This is a genomic window from Ruegeria sp. CDSC002 (assembly GCF_059610905.1).
Map to the genome: position 1 here is coordinate 54,992 of NZ_JBXWOM010000003.1, position 18,571 is coordinate 73,562.

Consider the following 18,571-nt stretch of genomic DNA (forward strand, 5'->3'; position numbering starts at 1 on the left):
TTGATGCCCTGAACGGGCACCGTCCTATTCAGTCTTGGTAGGTGCCGTCTTCTTTGGCACGTTTTGCAAATTCGGTTTCTTCGCCTGTCGCCAGTAGGGCTGCTTGTCCGATCCAACCGTCCCGCTCGATCCGGCCCTTGAATTTTAGCCGCGCATCTACCCAGGCCACCTGTTCCGGCGTCCATGCTGCGATCTGGTCAAAGTGGAAAAAGCCAAGTTCGTTCAGCGTCTGTTCAAGCTTGGGGCCCACACCTTTCAGCATCTTGAGGTCATCCGCTTTCCCCTCCCGCGCGGCGGTCAAAGTTTCGGGCTGATCCTCTTTGATCAGTGCCTTCTTTGCCTCTTCCGCCTGCTTCACGGCGGGTTTGGCGGGTGCCGGCGCCTTTGGTGGCTTTGGAGCGGCCTTGGTCGCCGCAGCCTTGCCGTCTTTGCCCAGCCATGGCGTCAGGATCGGAACCTCGGTCCCGTCGATGCGCTTGACCGTATCACCAAGTTCTTCGGCCAGTTCAGCACTGGCATTGTACTGCGGTTTTCCGGCATCGTAGTCCGTGAGGCTGGTCAGACCGCTCAGCGGTTCTGCCGCGTATCTGCCATTCTGCGGACCCGGTGTCGGCACCTTGCCTGCGGCCAGATCGTCAATGATCTTGCCAAAACTGTCAGCGGTCAGATCTTCGTAATAGTCCTTGCCGATCTGCGCCATCGGCGCATTGGTGCAGGACCCAAGGCATTCCACCTCTTCCCAACTCAATTTACCATCAACTGAAAGCTCATGCGGTTTGGCAGCGATCTTCTCCTTGCAAACCGCGATCAGGTCTTCGGCCCCGCAGATCATGCAGGAGGTCGTTCCGCAGACCTGAATATGCGCGACAGATCCAACCGGTTGCAGTTGGAACATGAAGTAGAACGACGCAACCTCGAGCACCCGGATATAGGCCATGCCCAGCATGTCGGCGACAGATTCAATCGCGGGACGGCTCAGCCAGCCTTCTTGTTCCTGCGCGCGCCAAAGCAGCGGGATAACCGCGCTGGCCTGACGGCCGTCAGGGTATTTGGTGATCTGTGCTGTGGCCCACTGCTGGTTGGCAGCAGTGAAGGCAAAGCTTTCAGGTTGTTCGGGGTGCAGACGGCGCAGCATTAGCAGGCATCTCCGATCACGAAAATATAGGGGTCTTCCTGATGCGCGCGGCCTTGATTGACAAGGCGGGCAATCAGATCAGGCGTTTCGGCCTGAGTAAAACCGGCGGGGCGCAATTTGATCTGAGCTTCTTCGTCGACCATGCGGCACCCGTTCAGACGCACAAAATCATAAAGTGCATCGGCACGGCCCGCCGTGTCCTCTGGCGCAAGCCCATGCGCACCGCAGATCGCCGGAGCAATTTCGAATGTCGCACCGTCCAGCCCGGCCACCCCCTGTTCAGCCCAGGAATTTATCACAGCGCTGACATCTTCGGGTCGCAGGTCATGGGCAGAAAAGGCTTCCTCGGCGCGCGATACATCCAGCCGGCAGCCGTTTTCGCGCATCACCTCAAGCACTTTTGCCGTCGGATGGGTCGAGGCGGCCTGCAACGGTGTGGCGGCTGCAAGCGCCAGGATCAAAACAAGGCGTTTCACCGGTCAATCTCTCCGAACACAACATCCATCGTCCCGATGATCGCGGCCACGTCAGCCAGTTGGTGGCCCCCGGCGATATGGTCCATGGCTTGTAGGTGCAGGAAACCCGGCGCGCGTAGCTTGGCGCGGTAAGGTTTGTTGGTGCCATCAGCGACGAGGTAGACGCCGAACTCGCCCTTAGGGGCCTCGACGGCGGCGTAAACCTCGCCTGCAGGCACGTGGAAGCCTTCGGTGTACAGCTTGAAATGATGGATCAGGCTTTCCATCGAGGTCTTCATGTCCGAGCGTTTCGGCGGGGTGATCTTGCCGCGGGCCAGAACGTCGCCCGGGCAGTCACGGATTTTGGCGATGGCCTGCTGGATGATCGACAGGGACTGGCGCATCTCTTCCATGCGGACCAAATAGCGGTCATAGCAGTCGCCGTTTTTGCCGACAGGGATCTGAAACTCGAACTCGTCATAGCATTCGTAGGGCTGTGCGCGGCGCAGGTCCCATGCCAACCCCGATCCGCGCACCATCACACCCGAGAAACCGTACTTCTGGATATCCTCTTCGGTCACGACACCTATATCGGCGTTGCGCTGCTTGAAGATGCGGTTTTCGGTCAATAGGCCATCGATGTCGTCCAAAACGGCGGGAAATTCCTGGCTCCACGCCTCGATATCGTCCAGCAGTTCGGGCGGCAGGTCCTGATGCACACCACCGGGCCGGAAATAGGCCGCGTGCAGGCGGGCACCGCAGGCACGCTCATAGAACACCATCAGCTTTTCGCGTTCTTCAAAGCCCCAGAGCGGTGGTGTCAAAGCACCCACATCCATCGCCTGCGTGGTTACGTTCAGCAGGTGGTTCAGAATGCGGCCGATCTCGGAATACAGCACCCGGATCAGTGAGCCCCGGCGCGGAACCTCGACGCCGGTCAGCTTTTCGATGGCCAAACACCAGGCGTGCTCCTGGTTCATTGGCGCCACATAATCCAGACGGTCGAAATACGGCAGGTTCTGCAGATACGTTCGGCTTTCCATCAGCTTTTCGGTGCCACGGTGAAGCAGGCCGATATGCGGGTCACAGCGTTCAACGATCTCGCCGTCCAGCTCAAGCACAAGACGCAGAACCCCGTGCGCCGCAGGGTGTTGCGGGCCGAAGTTAATGTTGAAATTGCGGATCTTCTGTTCTCCACTCAGCGCGTCGGTGCTGCCGTCATCGTATCTTGAGCCGTCCATCATAGCCTCTCAATTCGCTTTCGATGAATCATCATCGCCGCGATCATACAAAACGCTGGTACCGCAAACATTGGTATAAAACCCACAAATGCCCACCAAACAGGATACTTCAACTCGCGCAGACAGACCGCCATTCCGAGAACGCCGCTCAGGCTAAGCCCCCAGAGCAACCAAGGATTAAAGTCCTCAAAGTTCCAAAACCCTTGGATCAAGGTTGTAGGGTCTGTCAACGCCGCCCCCGTTTCTTTTTCGCATCAGCCCGAACCCGGACCTTTTCCGCCTCGACAGCCTTGGCCGCAGCCCCTGCCAGCAGGACCCCCAGCGCACCCAAAGCGATCAGTTCCCCCAGCAGCATCAGCATCTTATCGGCGCTCCAACTCTTGCAGTTTCAGCCCGACCCACCACAGCAACGCGATCGTGCCGAATGGAACCAGACAAAGAAGGCACCAGAATTTATTGATCCCGAAAAACGGCAATATCTTCACCATCGGGATGATGGTCAGCGCAGACAGGATCAGCCACCAGATGCCACCCATTATTCAGCCTCCTGCTTTTCATCACCCGGCAGTATGTAATTCGCGCCCTCCCACGGGGACATGAAATCGAACTGACGGTATTCCTGGACTAGCGACACCGGCTCATACACAACGCGCTTTTGGGCCTCGTCATATCGAACTTCGGTGTATCCTGTGGTTGGGAAATCCTTGCGCAGGGGATAGCCACGGAATCCATAGTCGGTCAGGATGCGCCGCAGATCCGGGTGGCCTGAGAACAGGATGCCGAACATGTCGAACACTTCGCGCTCAAACCAATTGGCCGAGGGATGCACATCCACGATCGAAGGCACCATGTCCTCTTCGCGGATCGAGACCCGCAGGCGGATGCGCTGGTTCTGATACATCGACAGGAAGTGATAAACCACGTCAAAACGCTTGGCCCGTTCCGGGTAGTCGACGCCGGTGATATCGACGAGCGTGGAGAACTGGCAGCCGCGGTCGGACTTCAGGAATTCAATGAATTCCACAACGTTCGACAGCGCCACATCTACGTTCAACTCACCATGGGTCACGTCCCAGGACAGAACACAATCAGTTCGCTTCAACTCCAGCTGGGTGCCGAGTTCTTTGAGTGCTTCGCTCATCAACTCTCTCCTCAGCGCACGATGGTGCCGGTACGGCGGATTTTGCGTTGCAACTGCATCAGACCGTACAGCAGCGCCTCAGCGGTCGGGGGGCAGCCGGGGACGTAGATGTCCACTGGAACAATACGGTCGCAGCCACGCACAACTGAATAGGAGTAGTGGTAATAGCCGCCACCATTGGCGCAGGAGCCCATTGAGATCACATAGCGCGGCTCGGGCATCTGGTCATAAACCTTGCGCAGAGCGGGGGCCATCTTGTTGGTCAGGGTGCCAGCCACGATCATCACGTCCGACTGACGGGGGGAAGCACGGGGTGCGATGCCAAACCGTTCCGCATCGTAACGCGGCATCGAGGTGTGCATCATCTCAACCGCGCAGCAGGCCAGACCGAAAGTCATCCAGTGCAGCGAGCCGGTGCGAGCCCAGTTGATGATGTCTTCGGTCGAGGTCAGCAGAAACCCTTTGTCCTGCAGCTCGGCATTCAGGGCCTGGGTGGCGACTTCTTTGTCGACGCCGGCGGTGTTTGCACCCGTCATCACTCCCATTCCAGGGCCCCCTTCTTCCATTCATAGGCAAAGCCGATGGTCAGAACGCCCAGGAACACGATCATGGACCAGAAGCCAACATCGCTGATGTCCTTGAAGCCGACAGCCCAGGGGAACAGAAACGCGATTTCCAGATCGAAGATGATGAACAGAATCGCGACCAGATAGAACCGGACATCAAACTTCATCCGCGCATCATCGAACGCGTTGAAACCACATTCATATGCGCTGACTTTCTCGGGGTCGGGATTGCGGACCGCCAGAATGACTGCCGCCAGAATCAAAACGATTCCAAGGCCCACAGCTACGGCCAGAAACACCAGAATCGGGAGATACTCCCGCAATAGGTCTTCCACGTACAGCTCCTTTCCTGCGCATACCCCGAAAGGGAGCGCCGTCAATTGGCGTGTTGACTGGACATTCTCTATCCCTGCGGGGTCAGAGGGTCAACCGAACACAAACGCACAGGGGGTTAATATTCGACTTATCGAAGCTCTGTCCCAGAAGGTCACCCACACAATCGCGGCCACATCACAAGTGGCGCCTAAACCTTACTAATCCATGCAGGTTTTCTTTTTTCAAAGAATGCGCCGATTCCCTCCTTGGCCTCTTCGGTTTCCCACCTGTCAACCAGCTCGCGGATCGTGTGGTCGATCACGGCATCGTCAATGCGCGGCCCCAGCTGGCGAACCAATTGCTTGGCCGATGCCACCGCGCCGGGTGCACAGGCAAGATAGGGCAGGACTTCGGACTCAACCGCATCATTCAGGTCGGCAGCGGGCACAATTCTGGCCAGCAGGCCCAGCTCTACCGCTTCTGCGGCTTCGAAGACCCGGGCCGACATGAACACGCGCCGCGCGCGGGCTTCGCCCATGCGGGCGATGACATAGGGGCCAATCGTGGCCGGGATTAGCCCCAGCTTGGTCTCTGTCAGCCCCATTTTGACCGTTTCCACTCCGATCGCTACGTCACAAACCGACGCCAATCCCACACCGCCGCCAAAAGCATTACCGTGGATCGCGCCAATTAGCGGTTTGGGCAACGTGTTCAGCGCCTGCAACATTTCGGCCAGCTTACGCGCCTCGACAAACCGGGTCTCGGATTCTGCCGCCATCTGAGATTGCATCCACCCCAGATCACCGCCAGCACAAAAGCTTTTGCCCGCACCGGTCAGTACAACAACACGCACGGCGTCGTCGGTTCCAAGCTGGTGCGCGGCTTGCGTAAGATCGGTGATCATCTGCGCCGACATGGCGTTGTGCTTGTCGGCACGGTTCAGGGTCAGAGTGGCCACACCACGCGCATCCGTGGTCACCGCAATCGTTTCAAACATGTCCGCTCCTTACTGGGATCGCATGTCGCGTGCCATCTGCGCGGCCTCTTCAATGACCGCAAGGTCGAGGCCGGTCTGATATCCAAGCCGCTCCAGATGGGCCACGACAGCTTCGGTGGCGACGTTTCCGGCAGCGCCCGGCGCGTAAGGACACCCACCCAATCCCCCAACGGCGCTGTCGAACACCCGAACGCCCAGCGCCAGCGCAGCGTCAATATTGTCGATGGCCCGCCCGTTGGTGTCGTGGAAATGCCCCGCCAGCCGCGTCATCGGTACGCGTTCGCGCACGGCCAGCAACATATGGGCGATAGTGTCGGGCGTGCCCTGCCCGATCGTGTCCCCCAGCGATACTTCGTAACACCCCATCGAAAACAGCCGGTCCGCAACTTCAGCCACTTTCTCAGGCGGTGTTGGTCCGTCATAGGGGCAATCAGTTACGCAGGACACATACCCACGTACTGGCAGGTCGATGTGGCGCGCAGCTTCAAGAATCGGGGCAAAGCGGTCGATGGATTCTTCGATAGTCGCGTTGATATTGGCTTTTGAGAACCCTTCCGAGGCCGAAGCGAATACCGCGATCTCATCCGCCTTTGCGGCCAGAGCGTCTTCGTATCCCTGCATGTTCGGCGTCAGCGCGCCATACCGGACACTGTCGGCCCGTGTGATCCCGGCCAACACCTCCGCGCTGCCCGCCATTTGCGGCACCCATTTGGGCGAGACAAAACTGGCCACTTCGATGCGGTTAAAACCGGCCTTGCTCAGGCAATTGACCAGCGCCACCTTGTCCGCCACTGCAATTTCGCGCTTTTCGTTTTGCAGACCGTCGCGCGGACCCACTTCGAAGATTTCGACCCGTTCACCCATTGCTGTGTCCTTCTCTGATTGCCGCATTCGATCCGACTGTGCCACGTTGTTCGAAAAGGGGACAGTTCATTCCTCCTCCAGCCGGACCAACGCGGCCCCAGCCTCAACCTGCGCCCCGGCATCCGCCAGCACTTCGGCAACGATGCCGTCACGGGCGGCCAGCAGGGAATGTTCCATTTTCATGGCCTCAAGGATTGCCAGCCGGTCGCCTTCCTGCACGGCTTGACCCACCTGCGCAAAGACAGCTTTGACCAGACCCGGCATCGGGGCCTCAATCACATTGGTGTCGCCAGCGGCACCGGCATCGCGGTCCAACGGATCAACAATTTCCAGGACTTGACCATAGTTTTCAAAGACTGTGATCTGCGAACCCGAGACAGACACGCACGGCATAGGGGCTCCGTCGATCATCCAACCGCCCGGACCGCGCTGGGCAAGGATTGTTTGCTCTCGGACCTGCCAGACCTGACGGTTCTGACCTTCTACCTGAACGTCCAGATCAATATCATCACCTGCCCGCAACTGGACCGCGCGATGCAGCGGTGCCCACAGCGAAAACCCTGTTTCCTCAACTGTATCCACCAGATCCAAAGCCGTCATCGCGGCCGCGACGATCGAAGACGCCGGGATCGGCTCTGCACGGGCCAGCACATCCAGATCGCGACCAATCAGGCCAGTATCAACATCACCGACGGCAAAGCCCGGATGCCGCGTCAATGCGCCCAGAAAGCCAAGGTTCGTGACTGTCCCCGCAACCTCAGTGCCTTTCAGGGCGCGATACAATTGTTCCAATGCGACAGCGCGTGTGGGGCCGTGCACGATCACCTTCGCGATCATCGGATCATACCAGGGGCTGATCGTATCACCCGCGCGCACGCCGCTATCTGCGCGGCACGCCACGGGGAAGCGCAGATGGGTCAGTGTACCGGTCGCCGGCAGAAAGCCCTTTGGCACGTCCTCGGCATAAAGCCGCGCTTCGAAGGAATGGCCTGAGATCGACAGGTCACTCTGCTGCTTCGGCAGGCTCTCGCCCGCCGCAACACGCAACTGCCATTCGACAAGGTCGACGCCGGTGATCGCCTCGGTCACCGGATGCTCGACCTGCAGGCGGGTGTTCATCTCCATGAACCAGAAACGGTCCGGACGCAGCCCGTCCGAGGCATCCACGATGAATTCAACCGTCCCCGCGCCTTTGTAACCGATGGCCTCGGCGGCACGTACGCCCGCCTGCCCCATCGCGTCGCGCATCTCAACGGTCATGCCCGGGGCCGGAGCTTCTTCGATCACCTTCTGATGTCGGCGTTGCAGCGAGCAGTCGCGTTCAAACAGATGCACTGCATGGGTGCCGTCGCCAAACACCTGGACCTCTATATGGCGAGGCTTGGAGACAAATTTCTCGACCAGAACAGCATCATTGCCAAAGGCGGTGCGAGCCTCACCCCGGGCGCTGTCCAATGCCTCGGGAAAATCCTCGGGCTGTTCGACCAGCCGCATACCTTTGCCTCCGCCACCCGCGACGGCCTTGATCAGGACCGGATAGCCAATCGTGTCGGCCGCACCCGCCAGATGCTCGGGGTCCTGATTGTCGCCGTGATACCCCGGAACAACCGGCACGCCCGCCTGCTCCATCAATACCTTGGCCGCGTCTTTGAGACCCATCTTGCGGATCGCATCCGCCGAAGGGCCAATAAAGGTCAGGCCAGCCGCCTCGACCGCATCCACGAAATCGGGGTTTTCCGAGAGAAATCCATAACCCGGATGGATCGCCTGCGCCCCGGTATCGAGCGCGGCTTGAATGATCACGTCGCCCTTGAGATAGCTCTCAGCCGGCGCCGCACCACCAATATGAACAGCTTCGTCCGCCATCTGCACATGCCTGGCCGACGCATCGGCATCAGAATACACAGCCACGCAAGTTACGCCCATTTTCTGAGCGGTTTCCATCACCCGGCAAGCAATCTCGCCCCGGTTGGCAATCAGGATTTTATTGAACATAGTTTAGCCCTTATCCACCAGGTCTTCGATCAGGCGGAACCGTTCGCAAAGCAATTCCATCTCGGGATCAAACCCGCCGTTACGCTCAAAGTAACGCCGGTGATCCTCGCGCCACCCGTCTAACGTTTCGTTTTCACCTTCGGCCAAGGCGAAGTCTTCGGTCATGTCACAATAGCGGCAGATCGAAACCTCGACCGTCTCAATCACCAATGCGGGACGATCATCCCATTCAAGGGCAATATCGCGCCGCCCAACAACCGGGGTATCAAGGCTGCCTTCTGGATAATCGCGCAGAGCGCCGCAGGTTGCCGTTTTTTGCCCTGCCCGAACCAGCGCTAAAAGCTCGGCACTCAGGATTGCACTGTCGCCGAATTTGAACGTCTGTGCATCGGGATAACGCGCTTTTATTTTTTCCAGGTCGATGCTCATCTTACATCCTGAACACGCCAAAGCGTGTCTCCTCAATCGGCGCATTCAGTGCCGCGTTCAACGACAAGGACAGCACGTCCCGGCTTTTGCGCGGGTCGATAATTCCGTCGTCCCACAGCCGCGCTGAGGCATAGAGCGGATGGGATTGTTCTTCGAACATCTCCAGCGTGGGGCGCTTGAACTCGGCCTCTTCTTCCGCCGACCAAGTTCCGCCCTGGCGTTCAATCCCATCGCGTTTTACGGTGGCCAGAACACCCGCCGCCTGCTCTCCACCCATCACGGAAATGCGCGAGTTTGGCCATGTCCACAGGAACCGCGGTTGGTAGGCCCGTCCTGACATGCCGTAATTCCCCGCTCCGAATGAGCCACCCACCAGCATGGTGATTTTTGGCACATTGGTCGTCGCGACCGCAGTCACCATCTTGGCCCCATGCCGCGCGATGCCTTCGTTTTCGTATTTCCGCCCAACCATGAAGCCAGTGATATTTTGCAGAAACACCAATGGAATTTTGCGCTGTGAACACAGTTCCACAAAATGCGCGCCCTTTTGCGCAGCTTCCGAAAACAGCACGCCGTTATTGGCGATGATCCCAACCGGGCAGCCTTTGACATGAGCGAACCCTGTCACCAGCGTCTCACCAAAGCGCGGCTTGAATTCGTCAAAGCGCGAGCCATCGACCAACCGCGCAATCACCTCGCGAATGTCATAGGGCGTGCGCAGATCGGCGGGGACGACGCCCAGAATCTCTTCGGGGTCATAGGCCGGATCCTCGGGGTTGGCCCAATCCACCGTCTGTGGCTTGCGCCGGTTCAGCGATCCGACGGCCCGCCGCGCCAAAGCTAGCGCGTGGGCGTCATCCTCGGCCAAATAATCCGCCACCCCGGACAGGCGCGTATGGACATCTCCGCCACCCAAGTCTTCGGCGCTGACCACCTCACCCGTCGCGGCCTTGACCAAAGGTGGTCCGGCGAGAAAGATGGTGCCCTGTTCCCTGACGATGATCGTTACATCTGACATCGCGGGCACGTAGGCCCCGCCAGCCGTACACGACCCCATCACCACAGCGATTTGCGGGATGCCCTTCGCGCTCATCCGCGCCTGATTATAGAAGATGCGGCCAAAGTGATCGCGATCGGGAAACACCTCATCCTGATTGGGCAGATTTGCGCCGCCGCTGTCGACCAGATAGATGCAGGGCAGTTGGTTTTCCTCGGCAATCTCTTGCGCGCGCAGGTGCTTTTTGACTGACAACGGATAATAGGTGCCACCCTTCACGGTGGCATCGTTGCACACCACCATGACCTCTTGCCCCTGCACCCGGCCAATCCCTGCAATTACCCCGGCACAGGGAGCGGCGTCGCCATACATCGCATGCGCCGCCGTCGCGCCGATCTCAAGGAACGGCGACCCCGGGTCCAACAGGTTCGCCACCCTACGACGCGGCAGCATCTTGCCCCGCGATTCATGCCGTGCGCGGGATTTTTCGCCGCCGCCCATGCGGGCGGCCTCAGCGGCGTCGGCAATTTGCGCCAACGCGTCCAGATGAGCCGCGCGGTTTTCCCGGAAGCCTTTGGACGAGGGCAAAGCAGAGGATCGGAGCTTCATCTTGTGTACTCTCTTAGAAAATCTCGAACGGGGTTTTCGCTGACTGCAAAGCTCTGCATCAGACGCGCGTAACCTTGCGCCACGTTGCTGGAACAAACTGCGTCAAGTTTTTTGATCTCTGGCTCTTCCAGAAAATCTTCCAGATCCGACATCGGGACCATAAAATAATAGTCAAATGGCAGCATCTCGGCCGCCATCTCCATCGCCTCGATGGCCTCTTCGTTATCCCCGCGGCACAAATAGGCCAGGGATAGGTTGTGATAGGCGCCTCCCATTGCGTCATAGTCGCCGTCCGCCTCGTACTGGCTCACGGCAAGTTTGAAACGCCCGACGACTTCGCGATTGTAAAAATTCTCATCCGCTTGCGCTTCCGGCAGGAACATCGAGACATAGGCCAGATTTTCATCATGCCATCCGTCGGTTTGCATCTCGGTGCTGAAGACACTTCTCAGCATGCGAATTTCGGGTTCATATTTCAAGGTGCTGTAAGAGGCAGAGATCGCATCTAAATAGTTGTCGTAAAATGCAATTTTTCGTTTGTCTTCGTCATCAAGGCTCGCCACTCGACCGGCTACTTTGCGCAATTCAGAGATAGCCTCGTCGGGATAATCATAATAAACTAGAAGGTCTGCCAGTTGCAGTTGCTCTATGACTGCAATTTTGTCTTCGACGGCTTTATCGATTGTGTCCCGCATCCACGTCTCGAAGTAAGCCTTACCGGCCCAAGCAGCGCCAATGACCGCAATTGCCGTCGCGCTGAATTCAATCCCCGTTCTGATACTGGACTTATCCGCCATGATTTCCCTCCTCAGACGCGCGACGCTTCAATTCCTTTCGGATTACTTTTCCGGTCACGGTCAAAGGCAACTCTTGCACAAAAGCCACTTCACGGGGGTAAGAATAATGCGCAAGGCGGGTTTTAACCCACTCCTGCAACTCGGATTCCGAGGCGTCAGCCGCCGGTTTCAAAACCACATATGCCTTGACGATTTCTGTCCGCAGCTTGTCGGGCTTGCCGACCACGCCCACCGTTGCCACCGCCGGGTGGGTCAGCAGGCAATCCTCGATCTCTGCCGGGCCGATACGATAACCGGACGAGGTGATGACATCATCGTCGCGCCCGACGAAACGCAGGTACTCACCCTCCCACACACCGCGGTCGCCGGTAATCAGCCAATCGCCGCGAAATTTCTCAGCCGTTGCCTCGGGGCGGTTCCAATATTCCAACAGCATTGAGGCCGAGCCTCGCCGGATGGCCACGTCACCCTCATCAGCCGTCGGGTTGCCGTCCTCGTCGATCACCGCAATTTCGTGCCCCGGGACCGGTTTGCCTATGCAACCGGGCCGCACCGGGAAGTCATCTGAGCAGGAAGAGACAACCATGTTGCATTCGGTCTGGCCGTAGAATTCGTTGATCGTTAGACCGAACGCCTCCTGCCCCCAGGCTAACATCTCGGCCCCCAGCGGCTCACCCCCGGACGCGACTGACCGTAGCCCGGGAAGTGCCTGATTCGCCGCCTTGAGCATTCGAAGTGCCGTTGGGGGAAAGAACACGTTTCGCACACCACCGCGCGCAATCACATCGGCGCAGGCTTCTGGGGTGAATTTATCCAGCCGTGCGGCGACTACGGGGATTCCCAGCGCAAGACCGGGCATCAGCACATCGAACAACCCGCCGATCCAGGCCCAATCGGCCGGTGTCCAGAGGCAGTCGCCTTCGCACAGGTTGTTATGGCTGATCGAAACCCCCGGCAGGTGGCCGGTCAGCACCCGGTGGCCATGCAACGCACCTTTCGGACTGCCCGTGGTGCCGGATGTATAGATCAACACCGCCGGATCCTCTGGCCCGGTGTCAGCGAATGGCACAACGCCTCCGTCTTCGCCAATCTGGTCCGCCATGAGCGGTTCTGCCAAGTCGCCTAACAGCGTCGCGCCGTCCGGGTCGGTCAGCACAACCTGCGCTCCGGCGTCGCCCACCCGAGACCGCAAAGCATCCTGCTTGAACAGTTTGAACAACGGCACCGAGATGGCACCGATCTTCCAGATCGCCAGATGCACCGCCGCACACCACGGTGACTGGCTGAGCAGCACGCCCACGCGATCCCCCGGCTGCACTTTCTTCGACAGCGCGCGCGCGATTCCGTCTGTCATTTCAGCAAGCTGCCCGTAGGTGACGCGCCGCTCGTCGCTTCCGGTCAAGTCGATCACGGCGACCTGATCCGGTGCGTGATCAAGACACTGGCGCGCCATATTCAGACGAGATGGCACGTCCCAGCCCCCCGCTGAACGCAAACCCGGTATGCGATTAGCTTCTGGCACGCTGCAATTCCCTTATTTTCAAGGGCCTTACCGGAGAAGCCTCCGATGACCCTCTCACACAAATTTGATGCAGATCAGAGTGCGCGGACCACGCGGCTGTCAATTCAATCTCATCAACTGAACCAAAGGCAAGACCATGACCAACAAACTCGCCGCTTTGACACTTTCCACCGCGCTGGTGGCGCTTGCCGCCCCCGCCTTCGCCCAATCGCAGGGTGATTGGACCGTCGGTGTCGGTGTCGGTTACCTCAACCCCAAGTCCGATAATGGCACGCTGGCCGGACAAAAGGCCGAGATCGACTCGGACACCCGCCCGATCTTCACTGCCGAGTATTTCATCCGTGACAATCTGGGCATCGAATTGCTGGCCGCGACACCGTTCAAGCACACCGTAACCCTGGGCGGAAGCATCGAGGCTGGCACCGTCAAGCACCTGCCGCCCACCCTGTCGCTGAACTATCACTTCCCGACCAACAGCGCATGGAAGCCCTATGTCGGTGCCGGTCTGAACTACACCATCTTCTTCGACGAGCAGTCCGCACTGGGTGATCTGAAGGTCGATGACTCTTTCGGTGTCTCGCTGCAGGCCGGTCTGGACTATATGGTCTCGGACAATGGTGCTGTCCGTCTGAACGTACGTTGGTTTGATATCGACACGGACGTCAAACTGAACGGAACCAAGATCGGCAAAGCCGATATCGATCCCTTCCTTGTCGGCGTATCCTACGTTCATAAGTTCTGATCCTTCCAAGGAAAACGCTTCGCAGTTCCCTCGTCTGCGAAGCGTTTTCTTCTCTCAGCGCATCTCGTTCATCAGTTCCCGCCCGATCAGCATCCGGCGGATTTCGCTAGTGCCCGCGCCAATCTCCATCAGCTTGGCATCGCGGAAAATCCGGCTGACCGCCGAGTCAGACAGGAACCCTGCCCCACCCATCGCCTGAACAGCTTGATGCGCCTGCGACATGCCCTGTTCTGAAGCATAAAGACAGCACGCAGCCGCATCCTGACGGGTTACATCCCCCCGGTCACAAGCCTTGGCGACCTCATAGACATAGGCCCGTGCGGAATTCATAGCGGTGTACATATCGGCGATCTTGCCCTGCATCAGTTGAAAGCTGCCGATCGGTTTGCCGAACTGCTTTCGCTCTGCCAGATAGGGCATGATCTCATCCAGACAGGCCGCCATGATGCCGGTTCCAATTCCGGCCAGAACCACACGTTCGTAATCCAGCCCGGACATCAGAACCGCAACGCCCTTACCTTCTTCGCCCAAAACGTTTTCGAACGGCACCTCGACATCTTCAAAGATCAGCTCGGCCGTGTTCGAACCGCGCATCCCCAACTTGTCGAAATGGGGCGAGGTCGAGAAGCCCTTCATCTCCTTCTCAATCAGAAACGCGGTGATGCCCTTCGATCCGGCCTCCGGGTTGGTCTTGGCATATACGACCAGCGTATCCGCGTCCGGCCCGTTGGTGATCCAGTATTTGTTGCCGTTCAGCCGGTAGTGATCATTGCGTTTTTCAGCACGCAACTTCATCGACACTACATCGGATCCGGCGGAAGCCTCGGACATGGCCAACGCACCAACATGCTCACCTGAGATCAGGCGCGGCAGGTATTTCGCCTTTTGCTCGTCATTACCGTTCAGCTTAATCTGATTGACGCACAGGTTCGAATGCGCGCCATAAGACAGAGAGACCGAGGCCGATGCCCGCGCAACCTCTTCCACCGCAACGGTGTGGGCCAGATAGGACATCCCTGCCCCACCGTATTCCTCGGACACAGTGATGCCGAGCAAACCCAGATCGCCCATCTCTTTCCAAAGCTCGTTTGGAAATGCGTTCGAGGCATCGATGTCACCCGCCATCGGCTTGACCCGCTCCTGCGCCCACCGGTGTACCATTTCACGCAGGGCATTCACGTCCTCGCCCAGATCAAATTGCATGGCCGCCGTGAACATAAGCGATCTCCTCTTTCGCATTAATGAACAGTTGTTCAATAAATAGCAGCGAATCTGAATTGGGTCAACGACGGCATCCCAAAAAACAAACCGCCGCCCTGATCGGGGCGGCGGTTTCATACAAATAAAGCGTGCGCGTCACGCGCACTCGATTGGATTACGACTGATACACTGCGCTCACCTCTGCCCGAATGATCCGTGCGATCAGCGCGCAATCATCAAGCGAAAAGGTCAAGGGAACGCGCATGTCGACGATCCCGGCGAGGATTCGATCACTTTTTGGCATCGGCGCGCTATCGGCATATCGCCAGCTGTCATAGCGCGATGTAAAGCCGTTCGGCTCGGCCCCGCCGAACCACTTAAGCTCGACCCCCCGGGCCGCGCAGCGCTGGATAACCTCGTTTACCCGCTCCGCCGACCAATCGAGCAACAGGAACTGGATCGAGGAACCGACAAATGTCTCGGCCTCTGGCCGGTCGACAACGCTCAGACCTGGCGTCTCGCGCAGGCCTTTTTCGATTTCGAAATAGCGTTCGTTCCAGCGTTCGATCTGCCGATCCAGATCGCGCAATTGCGGGCGCAGGATTGCGGCCCGCAGATTATCCATTCGCCCCGAGACATTGGGGGTATGATACTTGATCCGCTCAAACACCTCTGGCCCCGGTGCCGCAAGGTGGCGTTCGTACAGCATGTAGGACCCCGACAGCATCGTTGCCTTTGCCGCCAGTTCCTCATCATCGGTGATAAGCAAGCCGCCCTCGCCCGAATTGACGTGTTTGTAGGTCTGGCAGGAATAGCAGCCAATCGCGCCTTGTCGGCCCGAAACCTGCCCATGCCACGCAGCGCCCATTGTGTGGGCGCAATCCTCGATCACCGTGACACCTGCGGCATCGCACATCTGCATCAGCCGATCCATGTCACACAGATGACCACGCATATGGCTCAGCATCAAAACGCGGGCCTGATCCAGCTTGGTTTCGAGATCGTCCAGATCAATCGTAAGGTCTTCGGTCACACCCACAAAAACGGGGCGCGCACTGACCGAAGCAATAGATCCGGGCACAGGTGCCAGAGTGAACGTGTTCGTCAGCACCGGGTCCCCCGGGTTGACCCCCACGGCCCTCAGTGCCGTTGCCATCGCATAGCCGCCCGAGGACACGGCCAGACAGTATTTGGCACCTGTCTGGGCGGCAAATTCCTGTTCCAGCAGGGCGGTTTCGCCCAATTCGCCAGGTACGACGTTATAACGATGCAGACGCCCGTGGCGCAGTACCACCAGCGCGGCCTCAACCGCCTCTTCTGGAATGGGTTCCTGCTGTGTGAAGCTGCCAGTGAATATCTCTGTCATAAGAGTGTTCTGGTCCTGCAAAACGTTCGGGTCAAGGGATTACGCGGCCGCGCCAATCAACTCTGCAACCAATTCTGGTAAATCATGGAAATGGTGCAGCAGAGCTTCGGGTTCCAGCGCGGCCATATCATCGCCGGACGGGCCGAAGGTAACCAATACCGACGGCACACCCGCGGCGCGGGCCGTGTTTCGGTCAGTGTCGGAATCGCCAATCAGAACACATAAATCAGGATGACCACCCGCCCGGCGTGCAGCTTCACGCAGCGGTTCCGGATCAGGCTTGCGCACCGACAGCGTGTCTGCACCAACTAAAGAGGCAAACAGGTCACGCACTCCCATCTGCGTGAGCAACTGATGGGCCAAGGCTTCAGGCTTATTGGTACAGATGCCAACCCCGTAACCTGCGGACTTCAACAATTCCACTGCGTCCAGCGCGCCAGGGTAGAAATGGGTATGCGTGTCGATATCGTCGGAATACGCTTCAAGCAGCATCGGGTAGTAGTCTTGAACCGTTGCATCGTCATAAGCGCCCACCCGTTTCAATCCATGGGTCAGCATCATTCGGCCACCGCGCAGCGCAACGCCCGCATCTTCGCCGTGAACCAACACATCCCCATGCCCCATATGCCGAAAACAGTGGTTGGCGGCGGCCAGCAAATCGCCCGATGTATCGGCCAAGGTCCCGTCCAGATCGAAGATAACCGTACGCATTTTGCCCCCTAATTCGGCGAGACTTCGCCATAAGTGTTGCAAACGGCAATCTTGTTTGATGCCCGAACCGCTTGCGACTTTGAACTCAGCGGATAAAACGGGCCGCAACAAAACACAAAGAGAAATCGTTTTTATGACCATCGCCCTTGTTATCCTTGCCGCCGGAAAAGGCACCAGGATGAATTCGGATACCCCGAAAGTTTTGCACCCGATTGCCCAAACGCCGATGTTGGTGCACGCGATGCGCGCCGGTGCGGTGCTGTCACCCGAACGAACCGTTATTGTCACTGGTCACGGCTCTGAGGAGGTTGCTAGGACCGCCACTTCCGAGGATGAAGCCGCGCAGATTGTCGTTCAGAAAGAACAGCTTGGAACAGCGCATGCAGTTGCGCAGGCGCGGGATGCACTGGCCGATTTCGATGGCGATGTGATCATCCTTTACGGCGACACGCCCTTTATCGACCCCAGAACACTGGAGCGTATGATTGAGGCGCGCGCATCCTTTGATCTGGTCATGCTGGGCTTTGATATTGCCGAAGTTCAGCCCCGCTATGGCCGATTAATCATGGATGGCGAAAAACTGGTCGAAATCGTCGAGTACAAAGACGCAACCGAAGAACAGCGCGCCATACGCTTTACCAACAGTGGATTACTGGCCTGCAACGCAAAAGTACTGTTCGAATTGATTGACGCGGTCGGCAACGATAACGCCTCGGGTGAATACTACCTGACCGAAATCGTGGCACTGGCAAATGCGCGCGGTCTGTCGGCAACTGCCATCAAATGCGATGAGGCTGAAACGCTGGGCGTGGACTCTCGTGCTGATCTGGCTGCGGCCGATGCCGAGTTTCAGACCCGTGCGCGCAATGAGTTGTTGGCTTTGGGCGTGACGCTGATGGCCCCCGAAACGGTTTATCTGTCCGCTGACACGATCGTAGGTCGAGACACGGTGATCGAACCCAACGTCGTCTTCGGCCCCGGCGTTACCGTCGAAAGCGGCGCGACGATCCGTGCATTCTCACATCTGGAAGGCTGCCATGTTAGCCGCGGTGCCATCGTCGGCCCCTACGCGCGCCTGCGCCCAGGTACAGAACTGGCCGAAAACACCCGTATCGGCAATTTCGTTGAGACAAAGAATGCCCAGATCGCTGAAGGCGCTAAGGTCAACCACCTCAGCTATATCGGCGACGCCTCGGTTGGAGCGTCGACCAATATCGGCGCGGGTACGATCACCTGTAACTATGACGGCGTGATGAAGCACCAGACGACCATCGGAGAGAACGTCTTTATCGGCTCCAACACTATGCTAGTTGCCCCCGTTTCTGTTGGTGACGGCGCGATGACCGCAACAGGTACAGTCGTCACGCGGGATGTAGAACCCGACGCGCTGGCCGTGGCACGTGCCAAGCAGGACAACAAGCCCGGCTATGCGCGCAAATTGTTTGAGATGTTGAAGGCGAAGAAGGCTCGCCGCAACAAGGGAGCCTGA

General features: G+C 58.4%; 20 protein-coding genes. 2 read left to right on the forward strand and 18 right to left on the reverse strand.

The annotated features are described in order from the left end of the window. Window positions 1-28: 28 nt before the first annotated feature. The 15 genes from nuoE to AC2FJE_RS06535 form a co-directional block, all read right to left on the reverse strand. Entirely contained in the window at window positions 29-1,135 is a 1,107-nt protein-coding gene (gene nuoE, locus AC2FJE_RS06465) for an NADH-quinone oxidoreductase subunit NuoE (RefSeq protein WP_282119182.1), read from the reverse strand. Beyond that, entirely contained in the window at window positions 1,135-1,611 is a 477-nt protein-coding gene (locus AC2FJE_RS06470; RefSeq protein ID WP_496760794.1) for a hypothetical protein, read from the reverse strand. Before AC2FJE_RS06470 ends, nuoE begins: the two co-directional genes overlap by 1 nt. After that, the gene (locus tag AC2FJE_RS06475) at window positions 1,608-2,831 is read right to left on the reverse strand and encodes an NADH-quinone oxidoreductase subunit D (RefSeq protein WP_496754915.1); all 1,224 of its coding nucleotides are present in this window, start codon (window positions 2,829-2,831) and stop codon (window positions 1,608-1,610) included. The genes AC2FJE_RS06470 and AC2FJE_RS06475 overlap by 4 nt, the downstream gene beginning before the upstream one ends. Window positions 2,832-3,057: 226 nt before the next feature. Continuing rightward, window positions 3,058-3,192, reverse strand: coding sequence for a hypothetical protein (locus AC2FJE_RS06480; protein WP_496754918.1), 135 nt, complete (start codon window positions 3,190-3,192; stop codon window positions 3,058-3,060). Window position 3,193: 1 nt separating this feature from the next. Further along, window positions 3,194-3,367 carry a hypothetical protein gene (locus tag AC2FJE_RS06485; RefSeq protein ID WP_058274391.1) on the reverse strand — a complete coding sequence of 58 codons (174 nt, stop codon included), beginning with the start codon at window positions 3,365-3,367 and terminating at the stop codon, window positions 3,194-3,196. Next, window positions 3,367-3,972, reverse strand: a complete 606-nt coding sequence (locus tag AC2FJE_RS06490) for an NADH-quinone oxidoreductase subunit C (RefSeq protein ID WP_058274390.1) — start codon at window positions 3,970-3,972, stop codon at window positions 3,367-3,369. Before AC2FJE_RS06490 ends, AC2FJE_RS06485 begins: the two co-directional genes overlap by 1 nt. Before the next feature lie 11 nt (window positions 3,973-3,983). Beyond that, window positions 3,984-4,517, reverse strand: coding sequence for a NuoB/complex I 20 kDa subunit family protein (locus tag AC2FJE_RS06495; protein WP_037307875.1), 534 nt, complete (start codon window positions 4,515-4,517; stop codon window positions 3,984-3,986). After that, window positions 4,508-4,873, reverse strand: coding sequence for an NADH-quinone oxidoreductase subunit A (locus AC2FJE_RS06500; RefSeq protein ID WP_037307878.1), 366 nt, complete (start codon window positions 4,871-4,873; stop codon window positions 4,508-4,510). Before AC2FJE_RS06500 ends, AC2FJE_RS06495 begins: the two co-directional genes overlap by 10 nt. 188 nt (window positions 4,874-5,061) lie before the next feature. Further along, the gene (locus AC2FJE_RS06505; protein WP_496754921.1) at window positions 5,062-5,850 is read right to left on the reverse strand and encodes a crotonase/enoyl-CoA hydratase family protein; all 789 of its coding nucleotides are present in this window, start codon (window positions 5,848-5,850) and stop codon (window positions 5,062-5,064) included. Window positions 5,851-5,859: 9 nt separating this feature from the next. Next, on the reverse strand, window positions 5,860-6,714 hold the full coding sequence (locus AC2FJE_RS06510) for a hydroxymethylglutaryl-CoA lyase (protein WP_496754923.1): 855 nt from the start codon (window positions 6,712-6,714) through the stop codon (window positions 5,860-5,862). 66 nt (window positions 6,715-6,780) lie between these two features. Then, the gene (locus AC2FJE_RS06515) at window positions 6,781-8,709 is read right to left on the reverse strand and encodes an acetyl/propionyl/methylcrotonyl-CoA carboxylase subunit alpha (protein WP_496754925.1); all 1,929 of its coding nucleotides are present in this window, start codon (window positions 8,707-8,709) and stop codon (window positions 6,781-6,783) included. 3 nt (window positions 8,710-8,712) lie between these two features. Further along, window positions 8,713-9,138, reverse strand: coding sequence for an ASCH domain-containing protein (locus AC2FJE_RS06520; protein ID WP_496695837.1), 426 nt, complete (start codon window positions 9,136-9,138; stop codon window positions 8,713-8,715). Window position 9,139: 1 nt separating this feature from the next. Continuing rightward, on the reverse strand, window positions 9,140-10,744 hold the full coding sequence (locus AC2FJE_RS06525) for a carboxyl transferase domain-containing protein (RefSeq protein ID WP_496760795.1): 1,605 nt from the start codon (window positions 10,742-10,744) through the stop codon (window positions 9,140-9,142). Beyond that, entirely contained in the window at window positions 10,741-11,541 is an 801-nt protein-coding gene (locus tag AC2FJE_RS06530) for a hypothetical protein (RefSeq protein ID WP_108861589.1), read from the reverse strand. The genes AC2FJE_RS06525 and AC2FJE_RS06530 overlap by 4 nt, the downstream gene beginning before the upstream one ends. Beyond that, window positions 11,531-12,994 carry an AMP-binding protein gene (locus tag AC2FJE_RS06535; RefSeq protein WP_496755304.1) on the reverse strand — a complete coding sequence of 488 codons (1,464 nt, stop codon included), beginning with the start codon at window positions 12,992-12,994 and terminating at the stop codon, window positions 11,531-11,533. Before AC2FJE_RS06535 ends, AC2FJE_RS06530 begins: the two co-directional genes overlap by 11 nt. A gap of 205 nt (window positions 12,995-13,199) precedes the next feature. Here AC2FJE_RS06535 and AC2FJE_RS06540 point away from each other — a divergent pair, with 205 nt between their 5' ends. Further along, on the forward strand, window positions 13,200-13,805 hold the full coding sequence (locus AC2FJE_RS06540) for an OmpW/AlkL family protein (RefSeq protein WP_496754930.1): 606 nt from the start codon (window positions 13,200-13,202) through the stop codon (window positions 13,803-13,805). A gap of 54 nt (window positions 13,806-13,859) precedes the next feature. Here AC2FJE_RS06540 and AC2FJE_RS06545 read toward each other — a convergent pair whose 3' ends face one another. From AC2FJE_RS06545 to AC2FJE_RS06555, 3 genes are all read right to left on the reverse strand, one after another. Next, window positions 13,860-15,023 carry an isovaleryl-CoA dehydrogenase gene (locus AC2FJE_RS06545; protein WP_496736396.1) on the reverse strand — a complete coding sequence of 388 codons (1,164 nt, stop codon included), beginning with the start codon at window positions 15,021-15,023 and terminating at the stop codon, window positions 13,860-13,862. A gap of 157 nt (window positions 15,024-15,180) precedes the next feature. Next, entirely contained in the window at window positions 15,181-16,371 is a 1,191-nt protein-coding gene (locus AC2FJE_RS06550) for a DegT/DnrJ/EryC1/StrS family aminotransferase (protein WP_496754932.1), read from the reverse strand. A 39-nt stretch (window positions 16,372-16,410) separates the two neighbouring features. Further along, complete coding sequence (locus AC2FJE_RS06555) at window positions 16,411-17,082, reverse strand: HAD-IA family hydrolase (protein ID WP_496754934.1); 672 nt, start codon at window positions 17,080-17,082, stop codon at window positions 16,411-16,413. Between the two features lie 133 nt (window positions 17,083-17,215). On the opposite strand from AC2FJE_RS06555, the gene glmU reads away from it, so the two are divergent. Continuing rightward, entirely contained in the window at window positions 17,216-18,571 is a 1,356-nt protein-coding gene (gene glmU / locus AC2FJE_RS06560) for a bifunctional UDP-N-acetylglucosamine diphosphorylase/glucosamine-1-phosphate N-acetyltransferase GlmU (protein WP_496754936.1), read from the forward strand.